General features: G+C 70.7%; 15 protein-coding genes. 6 read left to right on the forward strand and 9 right to left on the reverse strand.

Features of this window, described 5'->3' with window-relative positions:
• Nucleotides 1-155 precede the first annotated feature (155 nt).
• Nucleotides 156-1,637, forward strand: a complete 1,482-nt coding sequence (gene dnaB, locus ACH499_RS24040; RefSeq protein WP_365601924.1) for a replicative DNA helicase — start codon at nt 156-158, stop codon at nt 1,635-1,637.
• 61 nt (nt 1,638-1,698) lie between these two features.
• Complete coding sequence (locus ACH499_RS24045) at nt 1,699-3,084, forward strand: serine hydrolase domain-containing protein (RefSeq protein WP_399018245.1); 1,386 nt, start codon at nt 1,699-1,701, stop codon at nt 3,082-3,084.
• A 68-nt stretch (nt 3,085-3,152) separates the two neighbouring features.
• Here the strand turns inward: ACH499_RS24045 and ACH499_RS24050 are convergent, their stop codons facing one another.
• The 8 genes from ACH499_RS24050 to ACH499_RS24085 all read right to left on the reverse strand — a co-directional run bounded on the left by ACH499_RS24050 (nt 3,153) and on the right by ACH499_RS24085 (nt 9,039).
• Nucleotides 3,153-3,605, reverse strand: coding sequence for a GNAT family N-acetyltransferase (locus ACH499_RS24050; protein ID WP_356198987.1), 453 nt, complete (start codon nt 3,603-3,605; stop codon nt 3,153-3,155).
• Nucleotides 3,606-3,659: 54 nt separating this feature from the next.
• Nucleotides 3,660-4,124 carry a MarR family winged helix-turn-helix transcriptional regulator gene (locus ACH499_RS24055; RefSeq protein ID WP_399018247.1) on the reverse strand — a complete coding sequence of 155 codons (465 nt, stop codon included), beginning with the start codon at nt 4,122-4,124 and terminating at the stop codon, nt 3,660-3,662.
• Between the two features lie 181 nt (nt 4,125-4,305).
• Nucleotides 4,306-5,172 (reverse strand): GNAT family N-acetyltransferase, encoded by an 867-nt coding sequence (locus ACH499_RS24060; protein WP_399018249.1) that lies wholly within the window; start codon nt 5,170-5,172, stop codon nt 4,306-4,308.
• Nucleotides 5,173-5,313: 141 nt separating this feature from the next.
• Complete coding sequence (locus tag ACH499_RS24065; RefSeq protein WP_356198990.1) at nt 5,314-5,796, reverse strand: NUDIX hydrolase; 483 nt, start codon at nt 5,794-5,796, stop codon at nt 5,314-5,316.
• A 54-nt stretch (nt 5,797-5,850) separates the two neighbouring features.
• Nucleotides 5,851-6,765 carry a LysR family transcriptional regulator gene (locus ACH499_RS24070; RefSeq protein ID WP_399018252.1) on the reverse strand — a complete coding sequence of 305 codons (915 nt, stop codon included), beginning with the start codon at nt 6,763-6,765 and terminating at the stop codon, nt 5,851-5,853.
• 221 nt (nt 6,766-6,986) lie between these two features.
• The gene (locus ACH499_RS24075) at nt 6,987-8,165 is read right to left on the reverse strand and encodes a cystathionine gamma-lyase (RefSeq protein WP_356198993.1); all 1,179 of its coding nucleotides are present in this window, start codon (nt 8,163-8,165) and stop codon (nt 6,987-6,989) included.
• Nucleotides 8,162-8,656, reverse strand: a complete 495-nt coding sequence (locus ACH499_RS24080; protein WP_399018254.1) for a low molecular weight protein-tyrosine-phosphatase — start codon at nt 8,654-8,656, stop codon at nt 8,162-8,164. Before ACH499_RS24080 ends, ACH499_RS24075 begins: the two co-directional genes overlap by 4 nt.
• A 5-nt stretch (nt 8,657-8,661) precedes the next feature.
• Nucleotides 8,662-9,039 carry a phage holin family protein gene (locus tag ACH499_RS24085; RefSeq protein ID WP_356198995.1) on the reverse strand — a complete coding sequence of 126 codons (378 nt, stop codon included), beginning with the start codon at nt 9,037-9,039 and terminating at the stop codon, nt 8,662-8,664.
• A 59-nt stretch (nt 9,040-9,098) separates the two neighbouring features.
• Between ACH499_RS24085 and ACH499_RS24090 the strand changes: the two genes are divergently transcribed.
• The 4 genes from ACH499_RS24090 to ACH499_RS24105 all read left to right on the forward strand — a co-directional run bounded on the left by ACH499_RS24090 (nt 9,099) and on the right by ACH499_RS24105 (nt 11,396).
• Nucleotides 9,099-9,416 (forward strand): cupin domain-containing protein, encoded by a 318-nt coding sequence (locus ACH499_RS24090; RefSeq protein ID WP_356198997.1) that lies wholly within the window; start codon nt 9,099-9,101, stop codon nt 9,414-9,416.
• 175 nt (nt 9,417-9,591) lie between these two features.
• Nucleotides 9,592-9,804: a DUF5326 family protein gene (locus tag ACH499_RS24095; RefSeq protein WP_356198999.1), complete on the forward strand. Its 213-nt coding sequence runs from the start codon at nt 9,592-9,594 to the stop codon at nt 9,802-9,804.
• 328 nt (nt 9,805-10,132) lie between these two features.
• Nucleotides 10,133-10,858 carry a helix-turn-helix domain-containing protein gene (locus ACH499_RS24100; protein ID WP_356199193.1) on the forward strand — a complete coding sequence of 242 codons (726 nt, stop codon included), beginning with the start codon at nt 10,133-10,135 and terminating at the stop codon, nt 10,856-10,858.
• 100 nt (nt 10,859-10,958) lie between these two features.
• The gene (locus ACH499_RS24105) at nt 10,959-11,396 is read left to right on the forward strand and encodes an SsgA family sporulation/cell division regulator (protein WP_356199000.1); all 438 of its coding nucleotides are present in this window, start codon (nt 10,959-10,961) and stop codon (nt 11,394-11,396) included.
• Nucleotides 11,397-11,512: 116 nt separating this feature from the next.
• Here ACH499_RS24105 and ACH499_RS24110 read toward each other — a convergent pair whose 3' ends face one another.
• A complete protein-coding gene (locus tag ACH499_RS24110) occupies nt 11,513-13,054 on the reverse strand; it encodes a YibE/F family protein (protein ID WP_399018258.1) in 1,542 nt (513 codons plus the stop codon).
• Nucleotides 13,055-13,090: the final 36 nt, after the last annotated feature.

Here is a 13,090-nt window from a genome sequence, read left to right on the forward strand (position 1 = left end):
CTACGGTGGTCCGGCGCCTGCTCCGTCCGCTGCCTTGTGAATCCTCACAAATCCGACGCGTCAGAACCGGAGTTGGGCGTCTTATTTGTCAGTGCCGTGCCGTAGAAATGAGGAGCACGGCGAGGTCCGCGCGGCGGACGGGAGGAGGTGGCTCGGTGAGCATTTCCGAGCCCTTGGACGACCCGTGGGCCGACAGCGGTCCCAGTGATCGTCTCCCCGCTTCCCGCCGTCGCGGCGACAGCGTCCGGGTACGTGACGACCAGCACGAGCGCGGCCGGGAGAACGGAGCCTGGGACGGGCCGGGCCCGTCAGCCTTCGAGCGGGTGCCGCCGCAGGACCTGGACGCCGAGCAGTCCGTTCTCGGCGGCATGCTCCTGTCCAAGGACGCCATCGCCGACGTCGTCGAGATCCTCAAGGGCCACGACTTCTACAAGCCGGCCCACGAGACGATCTACCAGGCGATCCTCGACGTCTACGCCAAGGGCGAGCCGGCCGACCCCATCACGATCGCCGCCGAGCTCACGAAGCGCGGCGAGATCAACAAGGTCGGCGGCGCCTCGTATCTGCACACCCTCGTCCAGACCGTGCCGACGGCCGCGAACGCGGCCTACTACGCGGAAATCGTGCACGAGCGTGCGGTCCTGCGCCGCCTGGTCGAGGCCGGCACCCGGATCACGCAGATGGGATACGCGGCCGACGACGACGTCGACGAGATCGTCAACCGTGCCCAGGCGGAGATCTACGCCGTCACCGAGCAGCGCACGAGCGAGGACTACCTGCCGCTCGGCGACATCATGGAGGGCGCGCTCGACGAGATCGAGGCGATCGGCTCGCGCAGCGGTGAGATGACCGGTGTCCCCACGGGATTCACCGACTTCGACTCGCTCACCAACGGTCTGCACCCGGGCCAGATGATCGTCATCGCCGCGCGTCCCGCCATGGGAAAGTCGACGCTTGCCCTGGACTTCGCGCGCGCGGCTTCGATCAAGAACAATCTGCCGAGCGTCATCTTCTCGCTCGAAATGGGACGCAACGAGATCGCCATGCGTCTGCTGTCCGCCGAGGCCCGTGTCGCGCTGCACCACATGCGCTCGGGCACGATGACGGACGACGACTGGACGCGTCTGGCCCGCCGTATGCCGGATGTGTCGGCCGCCCCCCTCTACATCGACGACTCGCCGAACCTGTCGATGATGGAGATCCGCGCCAAGTGCCGCCGCCTCAAGCAGCGCAACGACCTCAAGCTCGTCGTCATCGACTACCTCCAGCTCATGCAGTCCGGCGGCTCCAAGCGTGCCGAGAGCCGCCAGCAGGAGGTCTCGGACATGTCCCGGAACCTCAAGCTCCTGGCCAAGGAACTGGAGATCCCGGTCATCGCGCTCTCCCAGCTCAACCGTGGTCCCGAGCAGCGCACCGACAAGAAGCCGATGGTCTCCGACCTGCGTGAGTCGGGTTCGATCGAGCAGGACGCCGACATGGTGATCCTGCTGCACCGCGAGGACGCCTACGAGAAGGAGTCGCCGCGCGCGGGCGAGGCGGACCTGATCGTCGCCAAGCACCGAAACGGCCCGACGGCGACGATCACCGTGGCCTTCCAGGGCCACTACTCGCGCTTCGTGGACATGGCACAGACCTGACCCGCTCGGCAGCCGGTGAAATCGGCTCGACGCGGGGTGCGCGGGCCGGTGGACTGGGGGCATGACGACATCTCAGGAAGAGCTGCTCCCCGCCACGCGCCGAGCGCTGCTGCACCGGATCGCCGTCGCCCAGAGCGAGGGCCGCGCGCCGTCGCTCGTCGCGGCGGTGGTCCGGGACGGACGGACCGTGTGGCACGGTGCGCGGACGTCGGTGGACGGCCACGGACCCGACGAGAACGTGCAGTACCGGATCGGCTCCATCACCAAGACCTTCACCGCGGTTCTCGTCCTGCGGCTGCGTGACGAGGGCCTGATCGACCTGGGGGACCGGCTGGAGAAGCACCTGCCGGGCACGGGGGCGGGGGACGCCACGATCGCCGAACTGCTCGCGCACACGGGAGGCCTGGCGGCGGAGTCCCCCGCGCCCTGGTGGGAACGGACCCCCGGCTCCCTCCGCCCCGAACTGGCCGATGTGCTGGGCGAGCGGCCGCTACTGCACCCGATGGGCCGGCGGCACCACTATTCCAACCCCGGGTACACCCTGCTCGGGGCGCTCGTGGAGCAGCTTCGTGGCGCCCCGTGGGAGGACGTGCTGCGACGCGAGGTGCTGGAGCCGCTGGGCCTGGACCGTACGACCGTGCGGCCGACGGCGCCCCATGCCGGCGGCTGGGCGGTGCACCCATGGGCCGACGTGCTGCTGGCCGAACCCGCCGAGGACCTCGGACGGATGGCCCCGGCCGGACAGCTCTGGTCCACCACAGGGGACTTGGCCCGGTTCGCCGCCTTCCTGGTGAACGGGGACGACAAGGTACTGGCCGCCGAGACCGCGCGGGAGATGCGGGCCCCCGCGGCGCCGGCCGAGGCCGCGGATGTCGCGGACGGCGTGACGTACGGGCTCGGCCTGCAGATCCAGTACCGGGACGGGCGACTGCTCGTGGGCCACTCCGGATCCCTGCCGGGGTTCCTGGCCAACCTCACCATCAGCGTCGAGGACGACGTGGCAGCGGTCGGGCTGGCCAACTGCACGTCCGGGCCGCTGCTGGCCGGGGTGGGCGCCGACCTCGTACGGATCGTCGCCGAGGCCGAACCGCGGATTCCCGAGCCGTGGCGGCCGCTCCCGGACGTCGATTCCTCTGTCCTGGAGCTGTCGGGACAGTGGTACTGGGGCACACAGGCCTTTGTTCTGCGGCTGACGCCCGCCGGGGGAGTCTCGCTGGAGCCGCTGTCGGGCCGTGGCCGTCGCTCGCGCTTCCGGGCGAACGGCGACGGTACCTGGACGGGCCTGGAGGGCTATTACGCCGGTGAACGGCTGCAGGCCGTACGGCGCCCGGACGGGACCGTGAGCCATCTCGACCTCGGTTCGTTCGTCTTCACCCGGCAGCCCTACGACGAGAACGCCCCGGTGCCGGGAGGGGTGGACCCGGAGGGCTGGCGGGGCATCGGCTAGGTGTCACGGACGGCCGGGGTGCGCCGCTGTTTCACGTGAAACGACGGCGCACGCCTGGGGCACCCAGGTCAGAGCTGGAGCTTGAAGCCGGTGTGCGAGGCCGAGAAGCCGAGCCGCTCGTAGAAGCGGTGGGCGTCGGTACGGGTCTTGTCGGAGGTGAGCTGCACCAGGTGGCATCCCTGGCGGCGTGATTCGGCGACGGCCCACTCGATGAGCCGGGTGCCCAGTCCGCTGCCGCGCTCGTCGGCGTGGATGCGCACCCCTTCGACGATCGAGCGCGTCGCACCGCGCCGGGAGAGTCCCGGGATGATCGTCAACTGGAGCGTGCCGACGACACGTCCTTCGCGGACGGCGACGACCAGATGCTGGTTCGGGTCGTCCCGGAGCCGTTCGTAGGCGACCAGGTAGGGGCTCATGTCGTCCGGGGACTCGCGCTGGGCGCCCAGCGGATCGTCGGCCAGCATGGCGACGATCGCGGGGATGTCGTCCTCGGCGGCGGCGCGTATATCAAGATCTCCCATGGCCGCACCCTATGCAGACAGGACCGGCGCGGACATCCTCCGCGCCGGCCTCGGTCATGCGGGAAGCGGCGCCTTGAGCGTCTCCACGGCCCGGACCAGCGGGGCCAGTTCGGGATTCTCGGCCGCCTCGTCGAGGGCCTCGCGCAGGGCTGCGGCGTTGGTGGGGCGCGCTTCCCCCAGCAGCTCCAGGCCCGCTGCCGTGACGTTGGTGTAGATGCCGCGCCGGTCGGTGGGGCACAGGTAGCGCTCGAGGAGCCCGCGGTCCTCGAGACGCGTGACCAGGCGGGTGGTGGCGCTCTGGCTGAGGACGACGGCGTCGGCGACCTGCTTCATCTGGAGATGCCCACCGTCGCCGTCGTGCTGCCGGCTGAGCACGTCGAGCAGGGAGTATTCGCGCACGCTCAGGTCGTGCCCGGACTGGAGGGCGCGTTCGATGTGCGCCTCGATCCTCCCGTGCAGCAGGGAGAGAGCGCACCAGCCCTGGGCGAGGGCGGTGAGCGCGGGGTCCGTCGCTGTCATGGTGGTTCCTTCGTCCCGGAGCGGCTGAAGTCAGGGTAGATCAGCGTCACGTTTGCCCGTGTGGGTCGATATGCCACGTATGCAGGCATTACTACCGCTGAGGCGGTCCCGCCCGTCGACCGCGGCGCTGTTTCCTCGGAGAAGAAGCCGTTAAGAGGCGACGTCGCCCGACCGCCCCGGGTCAGCCCGCCGCCACGGTCAGCGGAGCGAACCGCCGCGTCCAGTCCCCCGGAAGCTCCGTGATCCCGCACGTCATGACCGCGTTGTCGGCGATCGGGGCGAGGCCGCGTTCCTTCACCCACGTCAGCAGTTCTTCGTGCCGGACGTCGATGTCGGTGCGCAGCGGCCGGTCGGTGTGGGCGGCGAGCGAGGCGAGGAGGGCCTTGGCCGTCTCGGTGTCGCGGGCGATCAACGGGCCCACGACGTGGGTGTCCATGTTCGGCCATGCGGCGGCGTACCCGATGAGCCGCCCGTCCTCCTCGGCCACGCGCAACTGGTCCGCGAAGGCAGGCAGCCGCGTGATGATGGGGGTGCGGTCGGCGCCGAACACCTCCTCGTCGTACCGGAGGATCGCGGGAAGGTCCTCGGCGGTGGCCGCCCGCGTCCCGACCCGGGGCCCGGGTCCGCCAGGGGTGAACCGCCCGCGGACCATCTCCGCCCGCCCCGTGACCTTGAAGCCGAGCTCTTCGTAGAGCGGCCGGCCGCTGGGGGTGGCGTGCAGGGTCAGGGGGATGGTGCCCCGGTCCGAGAGGACGTGGCGCATCAGCCGGCGTCCGACGCCCTGGCGGGCGTGGCGCTCGGCGACCAGCACCATGCCGATGGCCGCGAGGGACGGCTGTCCGAAGGGGCCGTACTCGGTGACGGTGCAGGCACCGACGAGACCGCCGTCGGGGTCATCGATGCCGTAGCCCGTTCCGGCGGTGAGGAGGAACCCCCACTTGTGTTCCTCGCGTGGCCACCCCCGGTCCTCGGACAGGTCGGCGCAGGCGTGGAGATCGCGGAGCGTCAGACGGCGGATCGGGAGAGAGGAGAGGGAAGGAGTCGCCACGCAGGTCAGGCTGGCCGACAGGGGCCTCCCGCGTCCACCTCTTTGCGGCGGGACGTGTGATCTTTTGGCCATGCCGGGGCAGTGCGTGCGGCCGTCGGTGTCCGGACGGCCTCTCCCGCCCGGACGAAAGAGGCGTGGACGTCAGCCGAGATCGGGGGCGTGCATCGCGCGGACGCCCTCGATGTTGCCGTCCAGATAGTGCCGCAACGACAGCGGAACGAGGTGGACGGAGGCGATGCCGACACGGGTGAACGGCACCCGCACGATCTCGTACTGTCCGGCGGGTTCGTCGACCTCGGGACCGTGCCGCAGCGCCGGGTCCATGGATTCCAGACGGCAGACGAAGAAGTGCTGCACCTTCACGCCGGTCGCGCCACCGTCGTCGCCGATGTGCTCCACGGTGTCCACGAAGCAGGGAACGACGTCGGTGATCTTGGCGCCCAGCTCCTCGTACACCTCACGGTGCAGGGCGTCGACGACTGTCGTGTCGCCCGGCTCGACCCCGCCTCCGGGAGTGACCCAGTAAGGATCGACACCGGGTTTGGTGCGCTTGATCAGGATCAGGTCGTCGCCGTCGAGGAGGACGGCGCGGGCGGTGCGCTTGACCACGGGTCGGACGGTCATGGGAGAAATGTGGCCCGGCTGGTTCCACGTGAAACATCGCAGTGCGTGCCCGTTTCAGCTCCAGTCCCTCGCCGCGCGCAGCAGCCACTCGTGGGCCCGTGCGATGTGCGGCATCGCCAGCGTGCCGGTGCGCACCACCAGGAAGTAGGTCCGCAGCGGCGGCACCGCCGGATCGTGCAGGGTGACCAGGTGGCCGCGTCGCAGGGCATCGGCGCACAGATAGTGGGGCAGCACGGCGAGCCCGGCGCCCGCGATCACGCAGGCGAGCACCGCGCGCAGATCGGGGACCACCACGGTGGCCGGGGCGGCCGGGACCGCGCCGAAGACGGAGGCCCAGTACCGGGCGACGAAGGGCAGGGACTCGTGCACCTCGACCACGGGCACGTGCGCCAGGTCCGGCGCCGAGGCGCCCGGCCTTCCGCGGAGTGTCCCCTCGCCGCTTCCTCCGGCCCAGCGGGGTGCGGCCACCAGGACGTGCTCCTCGTCGCAGAGCGGAGTCGCCGTGAGCAGAGCGCCGCGCGGACGGGCGGTTCCGATGGCCAGATCATGGTGCCCGGCGGCCAGACCTTCCAGGGTCTCCTCGGCGTTCCCGAAGGTGGCGCGAAGGGCGAGGCCCTGCCCGTCCCCGCCGGTGAGCGCCGAGAGCGCCGGCAGCGCCCGCTCGGCGGTGAACTCGGGAGGTCCGGCCAGGTGCAGGGTGCGTACCGAGGAGTCCTCGTCGATGCCGGTCTCGGCGATCTCCACCAGGGCGTCGAGGTGCGGGGCGGCCTTGTGGGCGAGCTCGTCGCCGATGGCCGTCGGCGTCACCCCGCGAGCCTGCCGCAGGAAAAGGGGACGCCCGAGTTGCCGTTCCAGCGTCCGGATCTGCGAGGTCACGGCGGGCTGGGAGAGGCCGAGCAGGGCGGCGGCGCGGGTGAAGGAACCGGCCCGGTGCACGGTGACGAAGGTGCGCAGCAAGGCCAGATCCACGGAAGACCTCCTCCTTCTCCGCTTTGCCCCATGCCCCCGGCCGCGCGCACAACGATAAATTTGTCGATAGGTCGCTGTCGCTACCGTGATTGGACACTGACACAGAGTCAACTAGCCTTGCTCGCACGGTTCTTCACGCGTGGAACCGAAGGGGCGGTCCGAGCCACGAGGGGGGAGGCTCGGACCGTCCGTCGCCTTTGGGTGGGCGCCGGGCGTGCGGTTCAGTCCGCCGACTGCTCCAGCGCGCGCAGGAGGTCGGCCACGAGGTCATCGGGGTCCTCCGCGCCGACCGAGAGGCGGATGAAGCCCTCCGGGACCGCGTCGCCGCCCCAGCGCCCGCGCCGCTCCGCCGTGGACCGCACCCCGCCGAAGCTCGTCGCGTCGTCCACGAGCCGCAGGGCGTCGAGGAAGCGGTCGGCACGCGCGCGCGTGGGCAGCGTGAAGGAGACGACACACCCGTAGCGCCGCATCTGCCGCGAGGCGATGGGGTGCGAGGGGTCGCCGGGCAGCCCCGGATACCGCAGCCCGCTCACCTCGGGCCGCTTCAGCAGCACCTCGGCGACCCTCAGCGCGGTGGCGTTCTGCCGGTCGACCCGCATCTGGAGGGTCGCGATCGAGCGGTGCGCGAGCCAGGCCTCCATGGGGCCGGGGACGGCGCCGACGATCTTGCGCCAGCGACGTACGGCCGCCATGGTCCCGGCGTCGCGGCCGGCGACGTACCCCAGCAGGATGTCGCCGTGACCGGTGAGCTGCTTGGTTCCGCTGGCCACGGAGAAGTCGGCGCCGAGCTCCAGGGGACGCTGACCGAGCGGGGTGGCAAGCGTGTTGTCGACGGCGACCAGGGTGCCCTGCGCGTGCGCCGCCGCGACGAGCCGCCGGACGTCGCACACGTCGAGACCCGGATTCGACGGCGTCTCGATCCACAGCAGCTTCGCCCCGGCCAGGACGTCGAGCTGGGCGTCCCCCGCGGTCGGCGCGGTGCGCACCTCGATGCCGTACGTCTCGAGCTGGGCGCGGACCAGTGGCAGCGCCTGGTAGCCGTCGTCGGGCAGGACGGCCACGTCCCCGGTCCGCAACTGCGACAAGAGCACCGAGGAGATCGCGGCCATGCCCGAGGCGAAGACGAGCGTCTCCGCGTCGTCCCGCCCGGGAGCCTCCAGCTCGCCGATGGCGCGCTCCAGGTGGGTCCAGGTCGGGTTCTCGTCGCGGCCGTACGTATAGGGGCCGGTGGGGTCGCCGGGGAGGTGGAAGTGCGCGGCGAACACGGGGCCGGGCAGGGTCGGCTCGTGCTTGACCGGTTCGGGCAGTCCGGCGCGCACGGCCCGCGTGCCGTCACCCGCGTCCGCGGGGGACGCGTGCGCGTCCCGGCCGTCGCCCTCACCGACAGCGAAATCACTCATGCCACCCGTCCCTTCATCTGCTCCCGTACGGCGGCGAGCAGTCCGGTGCTCGCCGCCTCCACCATGCCAAGGCATTCCCCGAAGCCGTCCAGGCCCCCGTAGTAGGGATCCGGCACGTCGAGGTCACCGCTGTCGGCGGCGGGATCGAACGAGCGCAGCAGCCGTACCTTCGCCGCGTCCTGCTCCGTGGGCGCGAGACGCCGCAGGGCCCTCAGGTGCCCCGCGTCGAGTGCGACGACGAGGTCGAGGTCGGCGAACCAGGACGGCTGGAACTGGCGGGCGGTGTGGTCGAGGCCGTAACCGTGCTCCTCCAGGACGGCCACGGTGCGCGGGTCGGCGCCCTCGCCCTCGTGCCAGCCGCCGGTGCCGGCGCTGTCCGTCTCCACCACGCCCTCCAGGCCGGCCTCGGCCACGCGCGCGTGGAAGACGGCTTCGGCCATCGGGGAGCGGCAGATGTTGCCCGTGCACACGAAACAGACGCGGTAGGTCATGGGTGTCAGTCCTTGTCGGGCAGGAACGCGTTGAGCGCCCAGGAGACGACCGAGACGATCAGGCCGCCCAGCACAGCCGTCCAGAAGCCCTCGACATGGAAGCTCAGATCGAGCTTGTCGGCCAGCCACGAGGTGAGCAACAGCATCAGCGCGTTGACCACCAGTGTGAACAGGCCCAGGGTGAGTATGAACAGCGGGAACGTCAGCACCTGCACGATCGGCTTCACCAGCATGTTCACCAGGCCGAACACCAGGGCGACCACGATCAGTGCGACGGCCTTCTCACCGGTGCTGCCGCCGGTCAGGGTGATCTTGTCCAGGAGCCATACGGCGACGGCCAGGGCACCCGCGTTGGCGATCGTCTTGACTAGGAAATTCTTCATGTGTCTGATCGTGGCAGACACGATCGGAATCGAACGGAGAGGCAGGGGCGGACAAGGCGATGAAGGCATTCCGGCTGGACGAACTGGAGGCGGAGCGCGCCGCCAACGACGGTGCCTACCTGCAGTTCCTGCGCGAGCGGAACATGTCGGTCGGTCTGTACGCGCTGGACGCGGGCACCGCGGACCCGCAGAAGCCGCACGAGCAGGACGAGGTGTACTTCGTGGTGAGCGGCCGTGCCTCGATCACCGTGGGCATGGAGACCACCGAGGTCGCCCGCGGCAGCGTGGTCTACGTGCCGGCCGGGGTCGCCCACAAGTTCCACCACATCAGCGAGGACCTCAGGGTGCTGGTGGTGTTCTCTCCGCCGGAGAGCTGAGCCGGCTCCCCGGGGTTCCCTAGGGGATCGCTCAGGGGGAGACAAGGGGTACGACGCCCCTGCCGGACCCCTCGCCGCTCTAGCATCGGGTGCAGGACATCAGAGACTCCCTGTGGGATTCCGGGCCACCGAGGGCCCCGGCACTCGAACGGGTGGAAAGGCAAGGGCGAGGGCGATGCGAGAGATCTTCACGGGACTGCCGTGGTGGGTGAAGTGGATCGCGGTGCCGGTCATCGCCCTGGTCGTGTTCGGCGGGCTGATCGCCAGTGTGCTCACCTTCGTGGTGGCCGTGCTCTTCAAGGTGCTGCTCTTCGTGGCGCTCGTGGGCGGACTGATCTACGTCGTACGCAAGTTCATGGCGAGTTCGTCATCGCGCGGCGACTGGTGAGAGCGTCGGGGCACCGGTGGCGGTAACAGGAACCACCGGTTCCCTCGCGCGAGGGAAGTTTTCCGGACGGGCCGTCGGCGTGCGGTGACCGGCGGTTAGAGTCCGGAACTCCACGCGGGGGCGACCCCGCGAGCGGCGTACACCCCACCCGTGTCTCCCCGCACGGGCCGCCCCCCTCGCGCTCCGGGAGTGATTCTTGGCCACGGCTGACACCGCCTTCGTTCCGCCGCGCGCACTGCCCGCGCAGCCTCACCCGGCCTCGGCCGCGCCCACGGCGCCCGCCGCACCGCCGCGCGCGGATCCGCCCGCAGCGACCCTCATCGGCTCGGTGCAGCGCGCGATGCGTCTGCTGGAATGCGTCGCGGAGCACGAGTACGGAGCACCCGCCAAGCAACTGGCCCGGGAGACGAGACTGGCGCTGCCCACGGCCTACCACCTGTTGCGCACCCTCGTGCACGAGGGATATCTGCGCCGCGAGAAGGGCCTCTTCTTCCTCGGGGAGGCGGCTGAGCGGCTGGGCGGCAGCGGAGCCGCGCAGAAACGTCGCAGCACGGTCGTGGACATCCTGGCGCGCTGGCGGGACGCGATCGGCGCACCCGTCTACTACGCCATGTACCGCGACGGGGAGATCGAGGTCGTGTGCGTCTCCGACACCCCGGGCAATCCCGCGGTGGAGGAGTGGGCGGACTTCCGGGAGACCGGGCACGCGCACGCCGTCGGGCAGTGCCTGCTGTCCCAGTTGGACGAGGACGGGCGGCGCGACCACCTCGACCGCTATCCGGTGCGGCCGGTGACGCCGTACACGGTGCGGGACGCGAGCTGCCTGACGCAGCGGCTGGAACGGATGCGGCCCATGTCCCCGGTGACGGAGCGACAGGAGTACGCCCTGGGGACGGTGTGCGCGGCGATCCCCGTCACCCTCGGCACGACGGCCGCCACGGTGGCCATCTCCCTTCCCGCCCGTCAGGCCGACCGGCTGCCGTGCGCGGCCCGGCGGCTGCAGGACGAGATGGGCCGGCTTCTGGGGTCCCTCGCGCTCTCTATCAGTATCTGAAAACTCACTCCTTGTGATCTGGTGTGTACGTTGAGCAAGATGCCACCAGTGATTAGAGGTTTGATTCCCGGACAGTCGACGGCGAATGACGGGGTAGGCGATGGGCGAGTCCGTACAGGCAGAGGTCATGATGAGCTTCCTCGTTTCCGAGGAGCTCTCTTTCCGCATTCCGGTGGAGCTGCGTTATCAGACGTGTGATCCCTATGCGGTGCGGCTGACCTTTCATCTGCCTGGCGATGCCCCGGTGACCTGGGCCTTCGGCCGGGAGCTGCTGGTCGACGGGGTGGCCATGCCGTGCGGTGACGGTGATGTGCGCATCGCGCCCGTCGATCCCGAGCCGCTGGCCGAGGTGCTGATCCGTCTCCAGGTCGGCAGCGACCAGGCGCTGTTCCGCTCCTCCGCGGCGCCACTGGTGGCGTTCCTGGACCGCACCGACAAGCTGGTGCCGCTGGGACAGGAGGGTGCCCTCGCCGACTTCGACGCGCACCTCGACGAGGCGCTGGACCGCATCCTGGCCGAGGAACAGAGCGCGGGCTGAACGTTACGGCGCCCCTGGACGGTGGCGTGATGTTTCGGCGGTCTGCCCGCCGTGCAGGAACGCTTCTTCAGGTGGCCGGGCACCCCGCGGCGACGCCAGGGCCCCGGCCGGGGCGGTCAGCGCTTGCGCCGACGTCCCCGGCCACCGCGCGCGGCAGCGGGCCCGGACACCGCCGTCGTCCCGGCATCCTGCGCCGGGCGCCGTTCGGACGGGCGGCGGTCGGCCGAGACGACCAGGGCCGCGAGGGCGGTGGTGACCGGGACGGACGCCACCAGTCCGATCGAGCCCACCAGCGTGCGCACGATCTCCTCGGCGACCAGCTCGCTGTTGGCGACCGCGCCCACGCTGCTCTGCGCGATCGAGAACAGCAGCAGCAGCGGCAGCGCGGCGCCCGCGTAGGCGAGGACGAGCGTGTTGACGACCGAGGCGATGTGATCGCGGCCGATGCGGATGCCCGCGCGGTACAGACCGCGCCAGCCCATCGTCGGATTGGCTTCGTGCAGTTCCCAGACCGCCGACGTCTGGGTGACCGTGACGTCGTCGAGGACACCGAGCGAGCCGATGATGACCCCGGCGAGCAGCAGACCGCTCATGTCGATCGACGGGTACAGGCCGTGGATCAGGCCCGTGTTGTCGTCGGTGTTGCCGGTGAGCGCGGCCCAGCCGATGAACAGTGAACCGAGGACACCGATCAGCAAGAGCGAGACCAGGGTGCCGAGCACCGCCACGGACGTTCTCGCGGACAGGCCGTGGCACATGTACAACGCGATCAGCATGATGGCGCTGGCCCCGATCACCGCCACCAGCAGGGGGTTCGATCCCTGGAGGATGGCGGGCAGGATGAAGAAGTTCAGCAGCAGGAAGCTGATGGCCAGCGAGACCAGCGCCATGAGCCCCCGCAGCCGCCCGACGGCCACGACGGCCAGCGCGAAGATGCCGGCGAGCAGGGCCATCGGGAACCGGCGGTTGATGTCGGTCACCGAGTACTGCAGATCCTTCGGCGCGGAGGGCTCGTAGGCGACCACCACCTGCTGGCCCTCGTGCAACTGCCGCGTCTGGTCAGGCTGCACGATCTCCTGGAACGTACGGCCCTTGTCCTCGCCGGTGTCGACGCGGATCGTCGCCCGCTTGCAGTCGCCGTTCGCCTGCTGGACCGCCGAGGAACCCTCAGCGGTGGAGGTGTCCCCGGTCGGGACGCCGCCCGACGCGTTGACGGACTTGCAGCTCAGCCTCTCCACCTCGGTGACCGTGGCCTGCTGCGTCTGCCGGTCGAAGCCGACGCCGGTGCGCTCGTGCGGCGGGGCACCGCCCGGCCAGAGCACGGCGAGGCCGACCACCACCACGGCGGCGAACGGGATGAGGACCGCCGCGATGACCTTCCGCAGATGGCGGGAGACGGGCGCCGCGGGCCCGTGGCTGTGACTGTGCCCGTGCGAGTGCCCGTGCCCGCCCCCCTGCCCGTCACCGGCGCCGTGCGGCTCGGGGCCGCCCGGACCGTGGCCGCCGGGAGCGGGGTACGCGTGAACCGTCTCCTGTCTCGCACCCGCACCGTACGCGTCGTCGGCGGAGTGGCCGTGCGTACGACCGTCACCCGGCGCGGCGCCGGGGCCGCGCCGGGGTTCGTGCGGCGGGTAGGGAGGGTGCTGGGTCGTGGTCACCGACCGATCATCGCAAGAACGAGGGGGGCCCTCTGT

This window comes from Streptomyces sp. NPDC018947 (assembly GCF_044390505.1).
GTDB lineage: Bacteria > Actinomycetota > Actinomycetes > Streptomycetales > Streptomycetaceae > Streptomyces.

Excerpts from the sequence above, each read along its gene's own strand:
- ACH499_RS24045 (WP_399018245.1), top strand. The coding sequence starts at position 1,699 with ATGACGACATCTCAGGAAGAGCTGCTCCCCGCCACGCGCCGAGCGCTG.
- ACH499_RS24050 (WP_356198987.1), bottom strand. The coding sequence starts at position 3,605 with ATGGGAGATCTTGATATACGCGCCGCCGCCGAGGACGACATCCCCGCG.
- ACH499_RS24055 (WP_399018247.1), bottom strand. The coding sequence starts at position 4,124 with ATGACAGCGACGGACCCCGCGCTCACCGCCCTCGCCCAGGGCTGGTGC.
- ACH499_RS24065 (WP_356198990.1), bottom strand. The coding sequence starts at position 5,796 with ATGACCGTCCGACCCGTGGTCAAGCGCACCGCCCGCGCCGTCCTCCTC.
- ACH499_RS24075 (WP_356198993.1), bottom strand. The coding sequence starts at position 8,165 with ATGAGTGATTTCGCTGTCGGTGAGGGCGACGGCCGGGACGCGCACGCG.
- ACH499_RS24080 (WP_399018254.1), bottom strand. The coding sequence starts at position 8,656 with ATGACCTACCGCGTCTGTTTCGTGTGCACGGGCAACATCTGCCGCTCC.
- ACH499_RS24085 (WP_356198995.1), bottom strand. The coding sequence starts at position 9,039 with ATGAAGAATTTCCTAGTCAAGACGATCGCCAACGCGGGTGCCCTGGCC.
- ACH499_RS24090 (WP_356198997.1), top strand. The coding sequence starts at position 9,099 with ATGAAGGCATTCCGGCTGGACGAACTGGAGGCGGAGCGCGCCGCCAAC.
- ACH499_RS24095 (WP_356198999.1), top strand. The coding sequence starts at position 9,592 with ATGCGAGAGATCTTCACGGGACTGCCGTGGTGGGTGAAGTGGATCGCG.
- ACH499_RS24105 (WP_356199000.1), top strand. The coding sequence starts at position 10,959 with ATGGGCGAGTCCGTACAGGCAGAGGTCATGATGAGCTTCCTCGTTTCC.